This window comes from Micromonospora sp. NPDC005553 (assembly GCF_042871765.1).
In the GTDB taxonomy this organism is placed as follows: Bacteria; Actinomycetota; Actinomycetes; order Mycobacteriales; family Micromonosporaceae; genus Micromonospora.
In genome coordinates this window covers 17,743-38,470 of record NZ_JBIAJD010000005.1, presented here as the reverse complement: position 1 = coordinate 38,470, position 20,728 = coordinate 17,743, and the positions used below count along the sequence as shown (strand labels likewise).

Below are 20,728 nucleotides of genomic sequence, written 5' to 3'. Positions count from 1 at the left end.
CGGCGGTCAGGCAGCGAAGATCCACCGCTTCGACACCACGTAATTCGCCGCCGACAGCGACGCCGTCACCAACAGCTTTGCCAGCAGGTACGGCGTGCCCGCCCAGGTCAACGCGGACACCAGCACCACGTTGGCGGTCAGGTTCGCGAGGACCAGCGCGAAGTAGCGCCCCACCTGCGGCACCATCTGGGCGGACGAGCCGAACGACCACGCCCGGTTCAGCCCGAAGTTGACCCAGAACGAGGTCAGGAACGACATCCCGGCCGCAACCGGCAGGACGATCCGGAGAACTCCGTGGTACACGAAGAGTGATCCCGTGTCCACGGCGACGCTCAGACCCCCGACGACCAGAAACCGCACAGCGCTGTGTCGGGACAGGTGGCGGACGGACTCGGCAACAGGTGACAGCAAAGAGTTCTCCAAGGGGGGACCCGGAGCGGTGAGGACGACGAGGGAGTCTATCGTCTGTCCATCTACCCAGCGGGGCCTGCCCGCGCGAGCCGCGAGGTTGACGTGCCTGATCCCGGAAGAGTGACGTTGCCGGCCACCAGCGGAAGCCCGGCGGCCACCATCAGCACAGGCCGACGACACTGGGCCCTCGCCTTCGCCGCATTCTTCCTGATCATCTTCGCCTGGTCGATGGCCGCCCCGTACGACGGCACCCCGGACGAGCGGGAGCACATCGTCCGAGCGGCCGGCGTCGCCGCCGGGCAGATCGCGCCCCCGCCCGCCGACGCGAAGAAGGGCACCGGCGCCTTCCAGACCGTTCCCGGTGGTCTCGTCCGCGAGCAGTGCTGGCAGTTCAAGAAGGAAGTCTCGGCGGCCTGCGCCCAGCCCCCCGGCAGCGACGACACACCGACTCGCGCCGGCACCGGGGCCGGTCGTTACTTCCCCGCCTACTACGCCCTCGTCGGCGCACCCACTGTGCTCTGGCCCGGCTGGTCCGGCGTCCTGCTCGCCCGCATGATCAGCGCCCTGTGCTCCGCCGCGCTGCTCGCCTGCGCGTACGTCGTGATCCGCAACCGGTCCCGCCGCGGCCTCATGATGGGCGCCCTGCTCGTCGTCACCACCCCGATGGCCGTGCACATGGCCAGCGCGGTCAACCCGAACGGCCTGGAGATCGCCGCCGGCATCGCCTTCTTCAGCGCGGTCATCCCCCTGCTCCTCGGCCCACCCGGCCCACGGCGCGGCCTCATCGTCCTCGTCGGGATCAGCGCGCTACTCCTCGCGGTGCTGCGCCAGACCGGCCCGCTCTGGCTGGCGACCGCCTTCATCGCGTTCGCCTTCCCGCTGCGCCGCGGCAACCTCCTCGGCCTACTACGGGACCGGGCCGCGCAGCTCTGGGCAGGTGGCATCGTCCTGTCCACCCTCGCCGTGCTCGCCTGGTCCGTCCGCCAGCAGACCTCCGACCTCGGCAACTACTCCGCCGACCGGCTCACCTACGGGCAGGCGGCCCTGCGTGAGGCCGACCGGTGGCGGGGATACCTCGACCAGATCGTCGGGGTCACCTCCTGGCTGGACACCCGGATGCCCGCCCCGCCCTACCTGATCTGGCAGCTCGTCGCCGGAGCGCTGCTGCTCATCGGGGTCGTCTGGGGCAGCACGCTCGACCGGTGGCGCCTGCTCGTGCTGCTCGGCGGCGGCGTGGCCGTTCCCTCCCTCATGCAGATCGCCCTGGTCAACGAGAGCGGCTTCGTCACCCAGGGCCGCTACATGCTGCCCATGCTGGTCGGCGTTCTGCTCTACGCCGCGTGGGTCGCCGAACAACGCGGCTTCGAGGTGGCCCGGGCCCGCTCGTTCACCCGACTCGCCGTGCTGCTGCTCCTGCCGATCCAGCTGTTCTGCCTGGCGTACACGATGGTCCGCTGGCAGAACGGCCTGCCCGCCAACATCGGGCTGAGCAGCCTCAACCCCCTCGCCGGCGACTGGCACCCGGTGGTCGGCTCGGTGATCCCGCTGCTGAGCGCAAGCGTCGGCCTGGTGCTGTTCGGGTGGCTCGTCTGGACCACCGGCTCCGCCGCGACCGACGACCTGACGCCGCCCGCTGAGCATTCCGACACCGAATCCAGCGAACTGTCGCGGCCCGCCGGCACTCACCTACAGAGTGCAGGTGCTCAGGGCGGACTACGCTCGACCTGACGGTGGACCGGGTCGGGCGAGCGAAGCGGGTAGGTCGATGAGCGTAAGACGGATCATGGGCACCGAGGTCGAGTACGGCATCTCCGTGCCCGGGCAGGCCGGAGCCAACCCGATGGTCACCTCATCGCAGGTGGTCAACGCCTACGGGGCACGCCCGGAACTCAACCGGGGCGGCCGGGCCCGGTGGGACTACGAGGAAGAGTCGCCGCTGCGCGACGCCCGCGGCTTCACCTACTCCGGTGCCGCGTACGACCCCGCCGAGGCCCTCGCGGACGAAGACCTGGGCCTGGCCAACGTGATACTCACCAACGGCGCACGGCTCTACGTGGACCACGCGCACCCCGAATACTCCACTCCCGAGGTCACCACCCCCAGGGACATCGTTCGCTGGGACAAGGCTGGCGAGCGGGTGATGGCCGAGGCTTCCCGCCGGGCCGCCACCATCCCGGGCACCCAGCCGATCCACCTCTACAAGAACAACACCGACAACAAGGGCGCCAGCTACGGTGCCCACGAGAACTACCTGATGCGCCGGCAGACGCCGTTCGCCGACATCGTGGCGTACCTGACGCCGTTCTTCGTCACCCGGCAGATCGTCTGCGGCGCCGGTCGGGTCGGCATCGGCCAGGACGGCGGCCAGAGCGGTTTCCAGATCTCCCAGCGTGCCGACTTCTTCGAGGTCGAGGTCGGCCTGGAGACCACCCTCAAGCGGCCGATCATCAACACCCGGGACGAGCCGCACGCCGACGCCGACAAGTACCGCCGGCTGCACGTCATCATCGGCGACGCCAACCTCTCCGAGATCTCCACCTACCTCAAGGTCGGCACCACCGCGCTGATCCTCACCATGATCGAGGAGAAGGCCCTCGGCGCCGACCTCGGCATCGCCGACCCGGTCAGCGAGCTGCGCGCCGTCAGCCACGACCCCGCCCTGACGCACCGCATGCGACTGCGCGACGGCCGCCGGCTCACCGCCCTCGACCTGCAATGGGCGTACCTGGAGCGGGTCCGGTCCTTTGTCGACGACCGGTACGGCACCGACGCCGACGAGCAGACCATCGACGTGCTCGACCGCTGGGAGAGCGTCCTGGACCGGCTCGGCCGGGATCCGATGCTCTGCGCCGACGAGTTGGACTGGGTGGCCAAGCTGCGGCTGCTGGAGGGCTACCGGGAACGGGAGAAGCTCGGTTGGGGCGCGCACAAGCTCCAGCTCGTCGACCTCCAATACTCCGACGTCCGGCCGGAGAAGGGCCTCTACCACCGCCTGGTCAGCCGGGGGGCGATGAAGACGCTGCTCACCGACGACGAGACGCGCAGCGCGATGACCGAGCCACCGGAGGACACCCGGGCCTACTTCCGCGGTCGCTGCCTCGCCCAGTATGCCTCCGAGGTGGTCGCCGCGAGCTGGGACTCGGTGATCTTCGACGTGGGCCGGGAGTCGTTGGTCCGGGTGCCGATGATGGAACCCGAGCGGGGCACCCGCGCGCACGTCGGGGCGTTGTTCGATCGCTGCGCCAGCGCCAAGGACCTGTTGGAGACGTTGACCGGGGGCTGAGATCCGGTGCCTCCGCCGGGAATCGCTCTGTGGCATGCTAGGCCGTCCCCCGATCCGTCGACCCACACGGTGATGCGATGCTCCCCTCAGCCCGGCAGGTTGGCCTGCGTGCGATGACCGTTGTACCGCTGTCGAACGCGTACGCCGGGCGTGCCAACAGCTTCGGCTTCCTGCGGCTCTGCTTCGCCGTCGCGGTCGTTCTCGCGCACACCGCGGTGATCAGGGTACGCCCGACCGTTGACCGAGGTCGTCGACGTGGCCGGTCTGGGGGTGGCCGGCTTCTTCGGCATCTCCGGCTTCCTCATCACCCGCAGCGCCCGGCGGGCCAGCCTGCCCCGCTACCTGTGGCACCGTGCCCTGCGGATCTGGCCGGGCCTCTGGGTGTGTCTGCTGTTCATCGGCTTCGTGGTGGCCCCGATCGTCTGGTACGTCGATCGCGGCAATCTGGACGGCCTGTGGCGGCACCCGGCCGGCGTGGTCAACTTCCTGCAGGCGAACTGGTGGGGTGGCTACCGCCAACAGGGGATCATGGACGTCTTCCGGGACACGCCGTACGGCGACCTGGTGCGTAAGAGCGTCCTCGACGGCTCACTCTGGACGCTCAGTTACGAGATCTTCTGCTACCTGATCGTGGCTTCGCTGGCCGTGGTGGCGGTGCTGCGCCGTGCCCGCTGGTTGGTGCTCGCGGCCGCCGTTCTCGTCTTCGGTCTGCTGCTGTGGAACCAGTACGAGGCGCTGCGCTTCGGCGGATCGACGTACTTCACCAGCGGCTCCGTCGGCACGTTGCCGCTGCTCGGCACACTCAGCAAGATCTGGTTCCTGCGGTTCGGCTTCATGTTCCTGGTGGGTGCCGTGGCGGACCTCTACAGCGACAAGCTGCCCATCAGCGACGTCCTGGGCGTGCTCGCCATCGTGGTGACCGGCTGGCAGACCCTGGAGGGCCACCTGTTCGGCCCGGCGTTGCTCGCCTACGAGTACGCCATCCTCTACCTCGCGGTCCGGTTGCCACGGCTGCTGCACCGCGTGGGCCAGAAGAACGACTACTCGTACGGCATCTACATCTACTCCTTCGTCGTGCAGCAGATGCTGGCCTGGCTGGGGGCGGCTGCCTGGGGGTTCGTCGGCTACTTCGCGGTGGTCATGGTCTTCACCGTCGTCCTGGCGTTCCTGTCCTGGCATCTGGTGGAGAAGCAGGCGTTGCGGTTCAAGGACTGGACACCCCGCCTGCGGCGCGGGGCATCTCCGGCGGAGGCGTCGGGGGAGGAGCAGCGTGAGCCGGAGCGGGTCCCGGTGCCGGTGCCGGGCCCGGCACCGGCAGACGCCTCGTCTTCTCGGAGCTGACCGCTCCACGGCAATTGAAGGCCCCCGACCCGAACACGGCGGACGTGAGGGCTTTCTGTCGTGTGCACGGGGTAGATTTCTTCTCAGACGATCGTGGAGGAGACAGCCATGGCCACTCATGACAGCGGCGGCCAGTCGCAGTCCGGCAAGTCCCGTCAGGGCGAGGAAATCGAGGACGTCACCACCGAGGCCAACCCCGAGGTGGCCGAGCGGCACGCCGAGATCACCGAGGACGTCGACGACCTGCTCGACGAGATCGACTCCGTCCTCGAAGAGAACGCAGAAGAGTTCGTGAGGGGCTACGTCCAGAAAGGGGGTCAATAGGGGCATATGTCCGATTCGCTGGGCCTCCCGGACAAGACGTGTCCGCAGTGCAGGAGAACGCTGGCCGGTACGGAGTTCCACCGTGACCGCCGACGGGTAGATGGTCTCGCCTTCTACTGCAAAGCCTGTGCCGCCGTCCGGTCCGAGGCGAGCCGGCGCAAGCGCGGCATCGCCCCACAGCGAAAGTCGCCCACGCCCGTCGGTGAAGGTCTCAAGTGGTGTCCGGACTGCGAGCAGATCAAGGCTCTGGACGACTTTCCCACCACCACTACCAAGGCCAGCGGCCGGCACAGCTACTGCAAACCCTGCCATAATGCCCGTGGCAAGGAGACGGCGCAGCGACTCTACGGCGGGACGCGCGAGTACCACCTGCAGCGGCGGTATGGCGTGGGTGAGAAGGAGTTTCAGGAGCTCCTGGTCGAGCAGGGCGGGGTCTGCGCGATCTGTGGCGGCGCCGACCCGCAACATCTGGACCACGATCATCGCACCGGATGGGTGCGCGGGATACTCTGCTTCAACTGCAACGGTGGTCTTGGCCAGTTCCGTGACAGTCCCATGAGGCTGGCCAGGGCGATCACGTACCTGAGAGGAACCACGTGGCAGCGGGCTTTGATCCATCCGGGCGTCTTCCAGATGTGTTCACCAACGCGGGGACGTCCTCCTTCACGACGTTTCTGAGTCGGGTGGCCCCCGAGATGTTGCCCGGTCGGCGACCGCTGCCGCCGGGCATGGCCGCCGACCTGGCGCCCCACGCGACCACCATCGTCGCCATCGCGGCGGCCGAGGGTGTGGTGATGGCGGGCGACCGACGGGCCACCATGGGAAACCTGATCGCGCAGCGCGACATCGAGAAGGTGCACCCCGCTGACGCGTACTCGCTGGTCGGCATCGCGGGCACCGCCGGTATCGGCATCGAGCTGATGCGACTGTTCCAGGTGGAGCTGGAGCACTACGAGAAGATCGAGGGCGCGATGCTCTCGTTGGACGGTAAGGCCAACCGGTTGGCCTCGATGATCCGGGGCAATCTGGGGGCGGCCATGCAGGGGTTGGCCGTGGTGCCGCTCTTCGCCGGGTTCGACCTGGCCGCCTCCGACCCGGCGCGAGCCGGTCGGATCTTCAGCTTCGACGTGACCGGTGGCCCGTACGAGGAGACCGGCTACGACGCGATCGGGTCCGGGTCGCTGTTCGCGAAGTCCGCGTTGAAGAAGCGGTTCCGGGCCGGGTTGTCCGTCGAGGACGCGACGCGGCTGGCGGTCGAGGCGCTCTACGACGCCGCCGACGACGACACCGCGACCGGTGGGCCGGATCTGACCCGCCGGATCTACCCCGTGGTGATGACCGCGACCGCCGAGGGCACCCGCCGGTTGACCGACCCCGAGACGGCGGCGATCGCCGAGGGCGTGGTTGCCGGCCGGATGGAGAACCCGGGCGGTTGAGACCCGCACCTCACCAGTCAGCAGTCGTCAGCACAGCGCCGTAAGGAGAACCGCCGACGTGGCCATGCAGTTCTACGCCTCTCCCGAACAGATCATGCGCGACCGCTCCGAGTTGGCCCGCAAGGGCATCGCTCGGGGTCGCAGCGCGGTGGTCCTCAGCTACTCCGGCGGGGTCCTCTTCGTCGCGGAGAACCTTTCCAGCGCCCTGCACAAGGTGAGCGAGATCTACGACAGGATCGGGTTCGCCGCGGTCGGCCGGTACAACGAGTTCGAGAACCTGCGCCGCGCCGGAGTCCGCATGGCCGACCTGAACGGGCTCAGCTACGACCGGCGTGACGTCACTGGTCGGGCGCTGGCCAACGCGTTCGCGCAGACCCTGGGTGCCATCTTCACCGAGCAGTCGAAGCCGTTCGAGGTGGAGATCTGCGTGGCGGAGGTCGGTGCCACCCCGGAGGCGGACGAGCTGTACCGGTTGACCTATGACGGTTCGGTGAACGACGAGCCGGGGCGGATGGCCATGGGTGGTCAGGCCGAGGCGATCACCGGTGTGTTGAAGTCGCAGCATCGGGCGGACATGTCCCTGGCCGAGGCGGTCAGGGTGGCGGTGCAGGCGTTGAGCAGCGTCGGTGGTGAGGGCGGTGCCGCCCGGACGATCGCCGCGAACCAGCTCGAGGTGGCGGTCCTGGACCGTCAGCGGATCGGACGCACGTTCCGGCGGATCACCGGTGCCGCCCTGACGGCTCTGTTGGACGGGGACGCGGCGGCCGAGGGGCAGGCGGCGGACGCGGCGGGCGGTCCCGCCGAGCCGGTCGTGCCGACCACGGAGGGGCACAAGCCGACGTCGTCGGCCGGTTCCGCGGACCTGGAGGACCGGCCCGCGGAGGGCGGCGAGCGCTAGGGTTCTGCCCGCCTGTGCCGGCCCCGTGTTCCGGGGCCGGCACCAGCGGTCATCCTCGGCGCAGCAGGGGCCGTGCCAGGGCCCAGTAACCGCCGGCGACGGCGTTGAACGCTCCCAGGCCGGGTGTGGTCGGCACCCCGGAGGGCGTGACCCGACCGGTCATCAGCTTCGCGATGACCCCGTCCGGCACCCGGCGTTCAGCCTGTAGCTGCCGTCGACGGCCGCGAACCCAGTCGCGGTTGCGCCACAACCAGCCCCAACCCCGCAGCTTCTGCCGGGACCAGCCTCCGGCGACCGCAGCGGTGAGCATGGCGGCCTCGGTGAGCAGCAGCGCCGGGGCGAGCACCACGAGTGTCCGCGCCTCGTAGGCGGTGAGCAGGGTGACCAGCCGGTTCCGCTCGACCAGGTAGAGCTTCAGGGCGTTGCGGGAGAACTCGTAGTGGTGCCGCACGACGGCGTCCGGCACGTACTCCAGTCGTAGTCCGCGCTGCCACAGGCGCAGGCTGAGTTCGGTGTCCTCGTGGTACGCGAAGTATTCGGCGGCGAAGCCGTCGAGCTCGCGCCAGAGCTGTCGGCTGATCACGAAGCAGCAGCCGCTGAGGGAGGGTACGGCCCGGCGTGCGGCGTGCTTGCTGGCCGGCTCGCCGTTGCCGCCGGCCCAGGAGAGGCCGGTGAAGTGCAGCGGGTTGCCGCTGGTGTTGATCAGCTCGGGGGTGTCTGCCAACCGGATCGACGCCATGGCCGCGCCTACGCCCGCTTCGGCGGCCACGGCGGTGGTCTTGGCCAGGGCGTCGGGTGCGACGACGGCATCGGAGTTGACGAACGCGAGCCAGTCACCGGTGGCCTCGGCGGCGCCGACGCGGCAGCCGCCGGAGTAGCCGGTGTTCTCCTCCGGTCGGATCACCCGCACCCCGGGCAGGCCCTTGACGATGTCGATGCCGTCGCCGGTGCAGCCGTTGTCGACGACGATGAGGTCGACCTCGACGTCGGTGCTGGCCAGCACCGCCTGGGCGGCGTCGACGAGGTAGGGCTCCGGGCCGTAGGCGAGCATGACGGCGCTCACCCGGGGTCGGGTCATCGGATGCCTCCGGATGCGGCAGGGGCAACGGCCTCGGCGAGCGGCCGGGCGGGGGTGGTGGGTCGGCTGAAGCCGCCGCGCAGCAGCATCGCCATGGTGGCGGCCACGATGACGGAGCCGATGGTGTACGCCAGTTCGACTCGCAGGGTGACCGGAGCCGGGATCAGCGTCACGGCGATCAGGGCGGCGACGCCGGCGGTCCAGGCGAGGGCCTGGGCGCGGTGCCGGTCGAGGGCGAGCAGGGCCTGACCGAGCACCATCGCCCAGAGGTAGGCGAGCGTGGCGGCCGCCAACCAGGCGAAGTCGCCGTGGCCGAGAACGCCGGGTGCGTCGAAGAGGGTGCCGACCAACCATGGGCCGAGCAGCACGGCGCCGAGGGCGCCGGTGAGGCCGAGCGCGGTGACGATGCCGAGCGCCCGACGCAGCAGGCTGTGGAAGCCTTCCTGGTCGCCGGTGGTGGCGGTGGTGGCCAGGCCGGGCAGCAGTGACGCCTGTAGGGAGCCGAAGACGAACAGGGGGATGCGGACCAGCACGAGGGCGGAGAGCAGTGCGCCGGCGGCTGCCGCGTCGGAGGGGGAGAGCAGCTGTACGTTGATCACCCCGATGTTCACCACGACCTGGGAGAGCAGGCTGGAGGCGGTGAGCAGGCCGAGGCCGCGTAGCAGCGTGGCCCAGGCGACCGGCGGGCCTCCGCCGATGGCGCGCAGCACCGGTGGCAGGGTGAGGAGGACGCTGACCAGGGGGGCGGCGACGAGCACGAGCCCGTACCAGACGGGCGACGTCACTCCGGCCAGCCCGAGCAGGGCCACCATGATGATCCGCAGGCCGCCGTCGATCCCGAGTTGAGCGCCGTACCAGGGGAACAGTTGCAGGCCGGAGAGGACGCCACGGGTGGCGTAGGCGACGGCCATCGCGGCGAGTGCGCCGATCAGCACGGTGACCAGGTTGCCGTCACCGGCGAAGAGCTTGTCGGCGAGCGGCTGGCGGCCGATGGTGACGGCCAACACCAGTACCGCGAGCATCACGGCGGCGACGGTGACGCCGCGGGCCAGCACCGGCCCGGGCGGCAGCCCCTGGCTGTGTCGGGCGGCGACGACCCGGGCGACCTCCTGCTCGATCGGCATGAACACGCCGATGCCGAGGGTGAACACGATCGACCAGAGCACCGACAGGGAGGAGTAGTCGGCCTGGCTGAGGCTGTGGCCGGCGACGGCGAGGTGAACGTAGGAGGCGAGCCCGAGAAGGGCCAGCCCGGCACCGACAGCGACGGTGCCGGGCGGGACCAGGCTCAGTAGCCGTCGGATCACCGGCGGATGAGCGCCAGCGTGAGGACGGCGAACGCGCGGCCGAGGTAGACCATCGCCTTGGCGGGGGAGTGGCTGGGCGTGCCCGCCATCCGCTTGCGCATGGCGACCGGCACCTGGCGGATGCGGAAGCCGCGGCGAGCGGTGTGCACCAGGGTCTCCACCGTGTCGCCGAGGTATTCGGCCGGGTACCAGCTGGCGAACATCTCGATGACCCGCCGGTTGGCGGCCCGGAAGCCGGAGGTGGTGTCGGTGAGCTTGGTGCGGGCGACCCGGGACAGCACGGCGGAGAGCATGACCATCGCCCAGCGGCGGGGGCCGCGGACGTTGTAGTCGCCCTCACCGGCGAAGCGGGCGCCGATGACGAGGTCGTTGTCGTCGAGCAGGTCGACGAGCTTCGGCACGTACCGGGGGTCGTGCTGGCCGTCGGCGTCGATCTGGATGGCGACGTCGTAGTCGTGGTCACGGGCGTAGCGGTAGCCGAGGCGCATGGCCCCACCGACGCCGAGGTTGTACGGCAGTTTGGCGACCAGGGCACCGGCGGCGGCGGCGACGGCGGCGGTGCGATCGGTGGAGCCGTCGTCGACGACGAGCACGTCGACGCCGGGCAGTTCGCCGCGGACCTCGCCGACGACGTCGGCGATCGAGCCCGACTCGTTGAGAGCCGGGATGATGATCAATGTGCGCTTGCCGTTAACCATCGGTCGACACCAGTTCGTCTCGGGCTGCCCGGTCCGCGTCGATCTCAGCGCGGAGCAGGGCGAAGTCTTCGGCCAGGGTGCGGGTCTCTTCTTCCAGAGCGCTGACCTCCCAGCTCAGGTGCACGCACACCAACAGCAGGAAGACGATGCCGAGGAAGAGCACCAGGCTGACACCGGAGGCGACGCCGAGGAGTTCGGCGACGTTGTCGAGCAGCCGGGGGAAAAGGGACAGCGGAATCACAATGATCAGTACGGCGAGCCAGAGCATGCCGTACTTCTCGCGCAGCTGACGGCGGCGCAACAGCTCGACGATGGTGCCGAGGAGCAGCAGGCCGGTCAGGCCGGTGACGAGGGTGAGCTTCATGCGACCTTCCACGGGGCGGGTGGAGCGGGGGAGTGGAACGCGTCAACCAGGGCGCTGTGCCAGTCTGGAAGCGGGGGTAGACCCACGGCTGCCCAGCGGCTGTGCCCTAGCACACTGTACGCAGGCCGTGGAGCGGGACGCGGATACCGGTCGCTGGTGGTGGGTCGGATCCGGTCCGGGTCCAGTCCGGCCAGCGTGAACGCGGCGCGCGCCAACCCGTACCAGGTCGTCTGCCCGGCGCAGGTGCCGTGGTAGACGCCGGGCGGCGCGTGACCGGCCAGCGCCGCGTCGGCGAGCGCGACGAGCCGTTCGGCGAGCGCGTACGACCAGGTGGGTTGGCCGTGTTGGTCGTCGACCACGTCGAGGTGTTCGTGCTGGGTGGCGAGTCGGAGCATGGTGGCCACGAAGTTCGGGCCGTGCGCGCCGTAGAGCCAGGCGGTGCGTACGACGTACCCGGTGTCGGGCAGCAGCCGCGCGACGGCCTGTTCGCCGACCAGCTTGCTGCGGCCGTAGGCGTTGACCGGCGCGATGGGCGCGTCCTCCGGGTACGGGGTGTCCGCGTTGCCGGCGAGGACGTAGTCGGTGGAGATCTGGATCAGCCGTGTTCCGTCGGTGGCGCATGCCGCGGCCAGGTTGGCCACGGCGTGGCCGTTGACGGCCGTCGCCGCGGCCTCGTCGGACTCGGCGGCGTCGACGTTGGTCCACGCGCCGGCGTTGATCACCAGGTCGTGCCCGGCGACGGCGGTGCGGACCGCGGCGGGGTCGGTGATGTCGAGGTCGGCGCGGGTGGCGGCGGTCACCTTGAGGTCAGGTCGTGCACCCAGCACGGCGACCAGGTCCCGGCCGAGCATCCCGCCCGCGCCGGTGACGAGGAGTCGGGTCATGCGGTCGGCGCGGACTTGAGGGGTTCCCACCAGGTGCGGTTGTCCCGGTACCAGCGGACGGTGTCGGCGAGGCCCTGGTCGAGGGTGATGCTGGGGTGGTAGCCGAGCTCTTCGCTGATCTTGGTGATGTCGAGGGAGTACCGGCGGTCGTGGCCCTTGCGGTCGGTGACCGGGACGACCCGGTCCCACCCGGCGCCGCAGGCGTCCAGGAGCAGGCCGGTGAGTTCCTTGTTGGTCAACTCAGTGCCGCCGCCGATGTTGTAGACCTCACCGGCACGGCCCTTCTGCTGGACGAGGGCGATGCCCCGGCAGTGGTCGTGCACGTGCAGCCAGTCACGGATGTTGCCGCCGTCGCCGTAGAGGGGGACGGTGCCACCGTCGAGCAGGTTGGTGACGAACAGCGGGATGACCTTCTCGGGGAACTGGTACGGGCCGTAGTTGTTGGAGCAGCGGGTGACGACCACGTCCATGCCGTGGGTGCGGTGGTACGACAGCGCGAGCAGGTCGGAGCCGGCCTTGGATGCCGAGTACGGCGAGTTGGGGGCGAGTGGCCAGGTCTCGGTCCAGGAGCCCTCGTCGATCGAGCCGTAGACCTCGTCGGTGGAAACGTGCACGAATCGTCTGGTGCCGTGGCGCAGCGCCGCGTCGAGCAGCGTCTGGGTGCCCAGCACGTTGGTGGTGACGAACGGCGCGGCGCCCGCGATGGAACGGTCGACGTGTGACTCGGCGGCGAAGTGCACGATCACGTCGTGCTCGGCCACCGCCTCGTCGACAACCACCGGGTCACAGATGTCGCCCTGCACGAAACGCAGTCGCGGGTCGTCGCGGACGGGCTCGAGGTTGGCCAGGTTGCCCGAGTAGGTCAGCTTGTCCAGCACGGTCACGACGGCCGGCTCGAGCGTCGGCACGCTCTCCGCGCTGCCGAGGGGCTTGCCCAGCAGCAGGCGAACGTACTCCGACCCGATGAATCCGGCTCCGCCGGTGACGAGGATCCTCACGGGTCCGGAAGTATACGCGACGGACGGGGCGGCGCCCGGTGTGTGACCCCCGCACGACGTGTCCGGGTGCGGCTAGGCTTCCCCGATGCGCGGAATCCTACTTGCCGGCGGCACCGGGTCCCGGCTCTGGCCGATCACCCGGGCGGTCTCGAAGCAGCTGATGCCGGTCTTCGACAAGCCGATGATCTATTACCCGCTCTCCACCCTGGTGATGGCCGGGGTCCGGGAGATCCTGGTGATCACGACTCCGGACGATCAGGACCAGTTCCGTCGGCTGCTCGGCGACGGCAGCCAGTTCGGGCTGCGGCTGGAGTACGTCAGTCAGGAGCGCCCGGAGGGCATCGCGCAGGCGTTCATCCTCGGCGCGGACTTCATCGGCGCCGAGTCGGTGGCGTTGGTCCTCGGCGACAACATCTTCCACGGCGTGGGTCTGGGCGGGCAGCTCGCGGACCACAGTGACCTGGTCGGCGGGCGGGTCTTCGCCTATCAGGTGGCCAACCCGCAGGAGTACGGCGTGGTCGACTTCGACGCCGATGGTCGGGTGCTCTCGATCGAGGAGAAGCCGGCCCGGCCGAAGTCCCGCTACGCGGTTCCCGGCCTCTACTTCTACGACAACCGGGTGGTGGACATCGCCCGCAAGCTCACCCCGAGCGCCCGCGGCGAACTGGAGATCACGGCGGTCAACGAGGTGTACCGGGAGACCGGGGAGCTGGCGGTGACGGTGCTGGATCGGGGCACCGCCTGGCTGGACACCGGCACGTTCAGCTCGATGATGCAGGCCGCCGAGTTCGTCCGGGTGGTCGAGGAGCGGCAGGGGCTCAAGATCGGTTGCATCGAGGAGGTCGCCTGGCGGGCCGGCCTGATCGACGACGCGCAGCTGCGCGCGCTCGCCGAGCCGCTGACCAAGAGCGGCTACGGCACCTACCTGCTCGGTCTGCTCAGCGATCAGGCCGGCAACGACGGGGGTTCCTGGTGAAGATCCGGGAGCTGAGCATCGAGGGCGCCTGGGAGATCATCCCCCAGCAGCACGGTGACCCGCGCGGCATGTTCATGGAGTGGTACCGCTTCGACAAGCTCGCCGAGGTGGTGGGGCATCCGCTCCGGCTGGCCCAGGCCAACCTGTCGGTCTCCGCGCGCGGCGTGGTGCGCGGCGTCCACTTCGCCGACGTCCCGCCCGGGCAGGCCAAGTACGTCACGTGCGTGCGGGGCGCTGTCCTCGACGTGGTCGTGGACCTGCGGGTCGGCTCGCCGACCTTCGGTCGTTGGGAGGGCGTCCGGCTGGACGACACCGACCGTCGGGCGGTCTACCTCAGCGAGGGGCTGGGGCACGGGTTCTGCGCGTTGACCGACGACGCGACGTTGAGCTACCTCTGCTCGACCACCTACAACCCGACCGGCGAGCACGCCGTGCACCCGCTGGACGAGGAGTTGGGCATCGAGTGGCCCGCCGACGTTCCACTGCTGTCCGCGCGCGACGACGCGGCGCCGACTCTGGCGCAGGTCCGCGAGCGGGGCCTGCTCCCGGAGTACGACAGCTGCCGGCAGTTCGCGGCGAGCCTCGGCCCGGACGGAATGTCGCACTCAACCGGTATGTGACCGCGCTCGGGGCACGACCTGTGGTCTGACAGTGACGAACCGGGCCTCCGGGCGGCTAATGTCTCACCATGGAGCGGCGAATCTTCGGCCTCGAGACCGAGTACGGCGTCACCTGTACCTATCGCGGGCAGCGGCGGCTGTCCCCGGACGAGGTCGCGCGGTATCTGTTCCGTCGCGTGGTGTCCTGGGGCCGGTCGAGCAATGTCTTCCTACGCAATGGGGCCCGGCTCTACCTGGACGTCGGGTCGCATCCGGAGTACGCGACACCGGAGTGCGACTCGGTGACCGATCTCGTCGCCCACGACCGGGCCGGCGAGCGGATCCTGGAGGGCCTGCTCGTCGACGCGGAGAAGCGGCTGCACGACGAGGGCATCGCGGGTGAGATCTACCTGTTCAAGAACAACACCGATTCGGCCGGCAACTCGTACGGCTGCCACGAGAACTACCTGGTCTCCCGACACGGCGAGTTCGGCCGGCTCGCCGACGTGCTCATCCCGTTCCTGGTCACCCGGCAGTTGATCTGCGGGGCCGGCAAGGTCCTGCAAACCCCACGCGGCGCGGTCTACTGCCTCTCGCAGCGGGCCGAGCACATCTGGGAGGGCGTCTCCTCGGCGACCACCCGCAGCCGCCCGATCATCAACACCCGCGACGAGCCGCACGCTGACGCCGAGCGCTACCGGCGGCTGCACGTGATCGTCGGCGACTCCAACATGAACGAGGTCACCACGCTGCTCAAGGTCGGCACCGCCGACATCGTGCTGCGGATGATCGAGGCCGGGGTGGTGATGCGCGACCTGTCCCTGGAGAACCCGATCCGGGCCATCCGGGAGGTGTCGCACGACATCACCGGCCGGCGCAAGGTGCGGTTGGCCAACGGCAAGGAGGTCAGCGCGCTGGACATCCAGCAGGAATACCTCGCCAAGGCCACCGAGTTCGTTGAGCGACGCGGCGGCGACCAGGCCGCCAAGCGGGTCGTCGAGCTGTGGGGCCGGGTGCTCAACGCGGTGGAGAGCGGCGACCTGGAGCCGGTCTCCCGGGAGATCGACTGGGTCAGCAAGTTGCGGCTGATCGAGCGCTACCAGCGCAAGCACGACCTGCCGCTGTCGCACCCCCGGGTGGCGCAGATGGATCTGGCCTACCACGACGTGCGCCGCGGCCGGGGCCTCTACGGGCTCCTGGAGCGCCGCGGCGACGTCGACCGGGTGGCCACCGACCCGGAGATCTTCGAGGCCAAGGAGACCCCACCGCAGACCACCCGGGCCCGGCTGCGGGGCGAGTTCATCAGGCACGCCCAGGAGAAGCGCCGGGACTTCACCGTCGACTGGGTGCATCTGAAGCTCAACGACCAGGCGCAGCGCACCGTGCTCTGCAAGGACCCGTTCCGGGCGTACGACGAACGGGTGGAGCGGCTGATCGCCAGCATGTGACCGGTTGCCGGCCCCGTCGACGCGCTGCGTCGACGGGGCCGGTCAGCCCGGCGCACCGAGCGGTTAAGCTGAGCGCGCCATGACGACTTCTGGACCTTCCGACCGCCCCGAGCGCGGCACCGAGCGGCAGAACTGGATCGAACGCCGGCGGGAGAAGATCCGCGCCGAGGTCGACCGTAACCGGCGCGGTGACTACACAGTGCCGACGTGGGTGCTGGCCCTGGCGCTGGCGCTCATCGTGGGCGGCTGGCTAGCCCTGATCTTCCTGGCCTGACCCGGACGCACCCTCTTCAGCCCGCGATGATCATGGGGCTATTGCCATGACACGCCGAGGCGGAGCGCAATAACTTCATGATCGACGCGGACTGGGCGGGGGTCAGGGGAGCAGGGTTGCCGCGTGGCGGCCGGCGGCGGCTGCTGCCAGGAAGTAGGCGTGGTCGGCGTCGAGGCCCCGACCCATCGTGGACAGCGGCACCGCGCTGGCCCGCAGCGCGGTGTCCAGACCGTCGGTGAGCACGCGGACGATCCGGTGCCGGGCCGCCAGGGGCGCCAGCGCCGCGTCCACCTCGGCGGCAAGGGCCGGGTCCAGGTCGTCGGGCACCACCAGCTCCGCCGCGGCGAGCGCCACCCGTCCGTACGCGGTGAGGCTGTGGTGTGACACGCCCCGGTGTCGGGGGCGGAGGTCGGCGTCGGAGATGCGCAACGAGCCGACCGGCTTCCCGCCCAGCGTGGCGATCGCGTTGACCGCCTCGCCGACGGCGACGCCGGAGAAGCCCCACCGGGTTCCGGTGCCCAGGTTGCCGGGCCCCTGGGCCACGATCGCCACGTCCGCGTCGAGCACGTGGCGGGCGGCGAGCAGACCACCGTGCAGGGTGGTGGCCTCCAGGTCGCCACCGAACGCCTGCCCGACGGTGATCGTGCCAACCAACTCGCCCCGCAGCCCGGCGAGGGTACGGGAGAACCAGGCGGGCAGCGCCCCACCGTCGGTGAGCAGGTACGCCACCCGCGCCTGCGGGGCGTCGGCCCGGATGCCGGCCAGGATCGCCGGGAGCGCGGAGTGCAGGTCGGCGGTGACCACCGGCAGGCCGCCCAGGTCGTCCGCGTCGGCCAGCACGTCGCGGTGCGGGGAGGCTTCCTCGTCGACGCCGAGGAGGATCGGCTGCAACGGCGTGTAGCGGGCCTTGACCAGATGCCCGGCGTCGCGGGTGTCGGCTACCTCCGGCGGGTCCGGCGGCAGTCGGTCGGGCAGGGCGACCACCAGGGCGTACCCGCCGGTGCCCAGCCCCATCAGCAGCGCGCCCGCGTTGAGCAGCACCCGGTCGCCGGGCTGGGGCGTGCCGACCAGCTCCGGGTACGCGAGGGCCCGCATCCGCGTGCCGTCGGGCAGGTCGACGTCCAGCTCCACCGCCCCGGTCCACTGCCGTCGCAGCGTCGCCACCGTCCCCGTACGCCATCGCACCATGACGGGCACGCTAGCCGCGCGGGCGTGGCGGCCCGCGCCCGGGTGCGGGTCAGGCCGGCTCGGGGCCGCCGGCGTCCGGGCTCGGCCCGGCCTGGGTGTGCCGGGCGGTGCCGGTGGCGCCCGGCATCGAACGGGTCGGGTCGAGGAAGACGAAGCGAATCTCCGGGTACCGGTTGGTGAGCCGCCGCTCGGCCTCGTCGGCGCTGGCCTCGATCTGCGCGCCGGTGGCCTCGTCGCGGAAGTCGACCTTCGCGGCGACCAGGATGTCCTGCGGGCCGAGCTGCATGGTCAACAGGGTGTCGATGCGTTCCACCTCGGGCAGTCCGGCCAGATCCTGCTCGATCTCGTGTCGCAGCCGCTCCGGGACGGCCCGGCCGACCAGCAGCGACAGGTTGTTGCTGGCGAGGATCCCGGCGACGGTCAGCAGCAGGAGCCCGATCAGGATCGACGCGACGCCGTCCCACACCTCGTCGCCGGTGGCGTGCGACAGACCGACGCCGAGCCCCGCCAGCACCAGACCGATCAGGGCCGCGCTGTCCTCCAGGAAGACCGCCTTGACTGTGGTGTCGGCGGTCAACCGCAGGAACCGCCGAGGCGTGGTCCGCCAGCGCCGCGACTCGCGGCGGACCTGCCGCACGGCCCGGGCCAGGGAGACCGACTCGATGACGAACGACACCCCGAGCACGATGTACGAGATCAGGTAGTCGCCGCTGTGCTTGTGCACCAGGATCGTGGTGACGCCGTGGGTGACGGCGAAACCGGCGCCGGCGACGAACGTGAACATGGCGGCGAAGAACGCCCAGACGTAGCTTTCCTTGCCGTACCCGAAGGGGTGTCGCTGGTCGGCCGGGCGGGCGCCGCGGCGCAGCGCCTGGAAGAGCAGCACCTCGGTGGTGGTGTCGGCGATCGAGTGCGCCGCCTCGGAGAGCATCGCGGCTGATCCGGAGATCAGCCCGGCGATCAGCTTGGCGACCGCGATGGCGAGGTTGGCCGCCCCGGCGACGACGACGGTGCCGACGCTCTCGCTCTCGGGTCTGGCCTCCGCTTGCGACATGAGGATCACCCTATGACCGCTGACGGCGACGCGCCGGGGGAGGCCAGATCCGAACAAGTGTGCGGCACGCCCGCGCGGGTGCGCGGTGTGGGCGGGTCGGCTGCTAGCGTCTACCGCGTGTCGCGGACCCGCACCGAACGCCTGGTCAACCTGGTGATCTGCCTGCTGTCCACGCGACGGTTCCTGACCGCCGCGCAGATCGCCGCGACCGTGCCCGGTTACGAGCACGATCCGGACGACGCGCGCGACCACGAGGCGTTCCAACGCAAGTTCGAGCGGGACAAGGCCGAGCTTCGCGAGCTGGGTGTCCCACTGGAGACCGGCACGGCGAGCGCCTTCGACGCCGAGCCCGGCTACCGGATCGCCCACCGTGAATACGCGCTGCCCGACATCCTCCTCGAACCGGACGAGGCCGCCGCGGTCGGCATCGCCGCCCGGCTGTGGCAGCACGCCGGGTTGGCCGCCGCCGCGTCGTCGGGGCTGGCCAAGCTGCGCGCCGCCGGAGTGGACGTGGACCCGCAGGCGACCCTCGGCCTGGAGCCGATGGTCACTGTCGACCCGGCGTTCGCGCCGCTGACCGCCGCCGCCCGGGACCGCCGCGAGGTGGGATTCGACTACCGGGTGCCCGATCGCGACGCGCCCACCCGGCGACGGTTGCAACCGTGGGGCGTGGTCTGCTGGCGCGGCCGGTGGTATGTGGTCGGCCACGACCAGGACCGGGAGGCGACCCGCTGCTTCCGGCTGTCCCGGGTCGTCGGTGCGGTCCGGGTGACCGGCGCCCCCGGCGCGTACGAGCCGCCGGCCAACGTCGACCTGATCAGCCACGTGGCCCGCTGGTCGGGTCCGGCGGAGCGCACCGGTCGGGCCACCGTGCTGGCCGCACCCGGGCGGGCCGCCGGGCTGCGCCGTTGGGCGGTGGAGGTGACCGCTGGGCCGGACGGCGACTGGCTGGTCCTGCCGTACGCCGAACCGGACGGGCTGGCCGGTCATCTTGTCGGCTACGGCCCGGACGTGCGGGTCATCGACCCACCGGAGGTCCGCGAGGCGGTCATCCAACGACTCAAGGAGATCGCCGTGCGCCACGACGAGCTGGCCGTCGGCGGGGGTGCCCGGTGAGCCGCCCGGCCGCCCGCAACGGCTCCCGCGCGTCCGCCGACCGGCTGGCCCGACTGCTCAACCTGGTGCCCTACCTGCTGGCCCGGCCCGGCATCGAGATCGCCGAGGCGGCCGGTGACCTGGGCGTCACCGAGCGCCAGCTCCGGGAGGATCTGGAGCTGCTCTGGGTGTGCGGGCTCCCCGGGTACGGCCCCGGTGACCTGATCGACATGGCGTTCGACGGTGACCGGGTGACCATCACCTACGACGCCGGCATCGACCGGCCGTTGCGACTGACCCCCGACGAGGCCCTGGCCCTCGTGGTGGCGCTGCGCATGCTGGCCGAGACGCCCGGGGTGGCCAACCGGGAGGCCGTCGAACGGGCCCTCGCCAAGATCGAGGCCGCGGGTGACCTGGTGGGTGCGCCGGTGGCGGTCCGGTTGCCCGGGGACGCCCCGCGGGTCGAGGCGCTGCGCGGCGCAGTGGAGGGCGGCAGGGCCCTGCGGATCACCTACTACACGGCCGCCCGGGACGAGACCACCGAGCGGGTCATCGACCCGCTGCGGATGCTGATGGTCGGCGGGCGGGCGTACGTGGAGGCGTGGTGTCGGCGCGCGGAGGCCGTCCGGCTGTTCCGCGCAGACCGGATCGACGCGGTCACCGAGCTGGACGAGCCGGGCACGGTGCCGCCGCAGGCCGTCCCGCACGACCTCACCGAGGGCGTGTTCCGCCCCTCGGCCGACCTACCGTTGATCACCCTGCGCATCGGTCGGGGCGAACGGTGGATCACCGAGTACTACCCGTGCGAGCGGGTCGAGGCCGGCGACGGCGACCAGTGGCTCGTCTCCCTGCGGGTCACCGACCTGGGGTGGGCCCGCCGTTTCGTGCTGGGCCTCGGCCCGGAGGTGACAGTGGTCGCCCCGGTGGAGTTGGCCGAGCAGGTGCGGGCGACGGCGGCCGCCGCGCTGGATGCGTACGCCGTGCCCGCGGCCGTGCCCCGGCTGCCCGAGGTCGACCCGGAGCGCGCGCCGTCGGGTGACCCGGCGGTGGCCGGCCGCACCCAGTAGGCTGA

22 protein-coding genes are annotated in these 20,728 nt (G+C 70.7%); 13 read left to right on the top strand and 9 right to left on the bottom strand.

Annotated elements, in window-relative coordinates:
* Window positions 1-6: 6 nt before the first annotated feature.
* The gene (locus tag ACFYPG_RS20895) at window positions 7-411 is read right to left on the bottom strand and encodes a GtrA family protein (RefSeq protein WP_355007942.1); all 405 of its coding nucleotides are present in this window, start codon (window positions 409-411) and stop codon (window positions 7-9) included.
* A 102-nt stretch (window positions 412-513) separates the two neighbouring features.
* On the opposite strand from ACFYPG_RS20895, the gene ACFYPG_RS20890 reads away from it, so the two are divergent.
* The 7 genes from ACFYPG_RS20890 to prcA all read left to right on the top strand — a co-directional run bounded on the left by ACFYPG_RS20890 (window position 514) and on the right by prcA (window position 7,693).
* On the top strand, window positions 514-2,139 hold the full coding sequence (locus ACFYPG_RS20890; protein WP_387353493.1) for a DUF2142 domain-containing protein: 1,626 nt from the start codon (window positions 514-516) through the stop codon (window positions 2,137-2,139).
* A 37-nt stretch (window positions 2,140-2,176) separates the two neighbouring features.
* Complete coding sequence (dop, locus tag ACFYPG_RS20885) at window positions 2,177-3,694, top strand: depupylase/deamidase Dop (protein WP_372432995.1); 1,518 nt, start codon at window positions 2,177-2,179, stop codon at window positions 3,692-3,694.
* Between the two features lie 237 nt (window positions 3,695-3,931).
* A complete protein-coding gene (locus ACFYPG_RS20880) occupies window positions 3,932-5,035 on the top strand; it encodes an acyltransferase family protein (RefSeq protein ID WP_387353491.1) in 1,104 nt (367 codons plus the stop codon).
* Window positions 5,036-5,143: 108 nt separating this feature from the next.
* Window positions 5,144-5,359, top strand: a complete 216-nt coding sequence (locus ACFYPG_RS20875; protein ID WP_030332902.1) for a ubiquitin-like protein Pup — start codon at window positions 5,144-5,146, stop codon at window positions 5,357-5,359.
* Window positions 5,360-5,365: 6 nt separating this feature from the next.
* On the top strand, window positions 5,366-6,037 hold the full coding sequence (locus ACFYPG_RS20870) for an endonuclease VII domain-containing protein (RefSeq protein ID WP_387353489.1): 672 nt from the start codon (window positions 5,366-5,368) through the stop codon (window positions 6,035-6,037).
* Window positions 5,956-6,795 carry a proteasome subunit beta gene (gene prcB, locus ACFYPG_RS20865; RefSeq protein ID WP_355007948.1) on the top strand — a complete coding sequence of 280 codons (840 nt, stop codon included), beginning with the start codon at window positions 5,956-5,958 and terminating at the stop codon, window positions 6,793-6,795. The genes ACFYPG_RS20870 and prcB overlap by 82 nt, the downstream gene beginning before the upstream one ends.
* A 58-nt stretch (window positions 6,796-6,853) precedes the next feature.
* The gene (prcA, locus tag ACFYPG_RS20860) at window positions 6,854-7,693 is read left to right on the top strand and encodes a proteasome subunit alpha (RefSeq protein ID WP_355007949.1); all 840 of its coding nucleotides are present in this window, start codon (window positions 6,854-6,856) and stop codon (window positions 7,691-7,693) included.
* A gap of 49 nt (window positions 7,694-7,742) precedes the next feature.
* Here prcA and ACFYPG_RS20855 read toward each other — a convergent pair whose 3' ends face one another.
* The 6 genes from ACFYPG_RS20855 to rfbB are packed head-to-tail and all read right to left on the bottom strand — an operon-like array spanning window position 7,743 to window position 13,022.
* The gene (locus ACFYPG_RS20855; protein ID WP_355007950.1) at window positions 7,743-8,771 is read right to left on the bottom strand and encodes a glycosyltransferase family 2 protein; all 1,029 of its coding nucleotides are present in this window, start codon (window positions 8,769-8,771) and stop codon (window positions 7,743-7,745) included.
* Window positions 8,768-10,078, bottom strand: coding sequence for a polysaccharide biosynthesis protein (locus tag ACFYPG_RS20850; protein ID WP_355007951.1), 1,311 nt, complete (start codon window positions 10,076-10,078; stop codon window positions 8,768-8,770). Before ACFYPG_RS20850 ends, ACFYPG_RS20855 begins: the two co-directional genes overlap by 4 nt.
* Window positions 10,075-10,776 (bottom strand): glycosyltransferase family 2 protein, encoded by a 702-nt coding sequence (locus tag ACFYPG_RS20845; protein ID WP_355007952.1) that lies wholly within the window; start codon window positions 10,774-10,776, stop codon window positions 10,075-10,077. Before ACFYPG_RS20845 ends, ACFYPG_RS20850 begins: the two co-directional genes overlap by 4 nt.
* The gene (locus ACFYPG_RS20840; protein WP_112587313.1) at window positions 10,769-11,140 is read right to left on the bottom strand and encodes a DUF2304 domain-containing protein; all 372 of its coding nucleotides are present in this window, start codon (window positions 11,138-11,140) and stop codon (window positions 10,769-10,771) included. The genes ACFYPG_RS20845 and ACFYPG_RS20840 overlap by 8 nt, the downstream gene beginning before the upstream one ends.
* Window positions 11,137-12,024 (bottom strand): dTDP-4-dehydrorhamnose reductase, encoded by an 888-nt coding sequence (gene rfbD / locus ACFYPG_RS20835; protein ID WP_387353486.1) that lies wholly within the window; start codon window positions 12,022-12,024, stop codon window positions 11,137-11,139. The genes ACFYPG_RS20840 and rfbD overlap by 4 nt, the downstream gene beginning before the upstream one ends.
* A complete protein-coding gene (gene rfbB, locus ACFYPG_RS20830; RefSeq protein WP_355007954.1) occupies window positions 12,021-13,022 on the bottom strand; it encodes a dTDP-glucose 4,6-dehydratase in 1,002 nt (333 codons plus the stop codon). Before rfbB ends, rfbD begins: the two co-directional genes overlap by 4 nt.
* Before the next feature lie 85 nt (window positions 13,023-13,107).
* Here rfbB and rfbA point away from each other — a divergent pair, with 85 nt between their 5' ends.
* The 4 genes from rfbA to ACFYPG_RS20810 all read left to right on the top strand — a co-directional run bounded on the left by rfbA (window position 13,108) and on the right by ACFYPG_RS20810 (window position 16,319).
* On the top strand, window positions 13,108-13,998 hold the full coding sequence (rfbA, locus tag ACFYPG_RS20825; protein ID WP_355007955.1) for a glucose-1-phosphate thymidylyltransferase RfbA: 891 nt from the start codon (window positions 13,108-13,110) through the stop codon (window positions 13,996-13,998).
* Window positions 13,995-14,618, top strand: coding sequence for a dTDP-4-dehydrorhamnose 3,5-epimerase (gene rfbC / locus ACFYPG_RS20820; RefSeq protein WP_355007956.1), 624 nt, complete (start codon window positions 13,995-13,997; stop codon window positions 14,616-14,618). Before rfbA ends, rfbC begins: the two co-directional genes overlap by 4 nt.
* Window positions 14,619-14,686: 68 nt before the next feature.
* Complete coding sequence (gene pafA, locus ACFYPG_RS20815) at window positions 14,687-16,045, top strand: Pup--protein ligase (RefSeq protein WP_210781723.1); 1,359 nt, start codon at window positions 14,687-14,689, stop codon at window positions 16,043-16,045.
* Between the two features lie 79 nt (window positions 16,046-16,124).
* Window positions 16,125-16,319, top strand: a complete 195-nt coding sequence (locus ACFYPG_RS20810; RefSeq protein WP_355007957.1) for a hypothetical protein — start codon at window positions 16,125-16,127, stop codon at window positions 16,317-16,319.
* A 102-nt stretch (window positions 16,320-16,421) separates the two neighbouring features.
* Here the strand turns inward: ACFYPG_RS20810 and ACFYPG_RS20805 are convergent, their stop codons facing one another.
* Window positions 16,422-17,507, bottom strand: coding sequence for a DUF3866 family protein (locus tag ACFYPG_RS20805; RefSeq protein WP_387353484.1), 1,086 nt, complete (start codon window positions 17,505-17,507; stop codon window positions 16,422-16,424).
* A gap of 49 nt (window positions 17,508-17,556) precedes the next feature.
* Entirely contained in the window at window positions 17,557-18,561 is a 1,005-nt protein-coding gene (locus ACFYPG_RS20800; protein WP_355007959.1) for a cation diffusion facilitator family transporter, read from the bottom strand.
* Window positions 18,562-18,678: 117 nt separating this feature from the next.
* Here ACFYPG_RS20800 and ACFYPG_RS20795 point away from each other — a divergent pair, with 117 nt between their 5' ends.
* Complete coding sequence (locus ACFYPG_RS20795; protein ID WP_355007960.1) at window positions 18,679-19,677, top strand: WYL domain-containing protein; 999 nt, start codon at window positions 18,679-18,681, stop codon at window positions 19,675-19,677.
* Window positions 19,674-20,723, top strand: coding sequence for a helix-turn-helix transcriptional regulator (locus tag ACFYPG_RS20790; RefSeq protein ID WP_387353481.1), 1,050 nt, complete (start codon window positions 19,674-19,676; stop codon window positions 20,721-20,723). The genes ACFYPG_RS20795 and ACFYPG_RS20790 overlap by 4 nt, the downstream gene beginning before the upstream one ends.
* Window positions 20,724-20,728 lie beyond the last annotated feature (5 nt).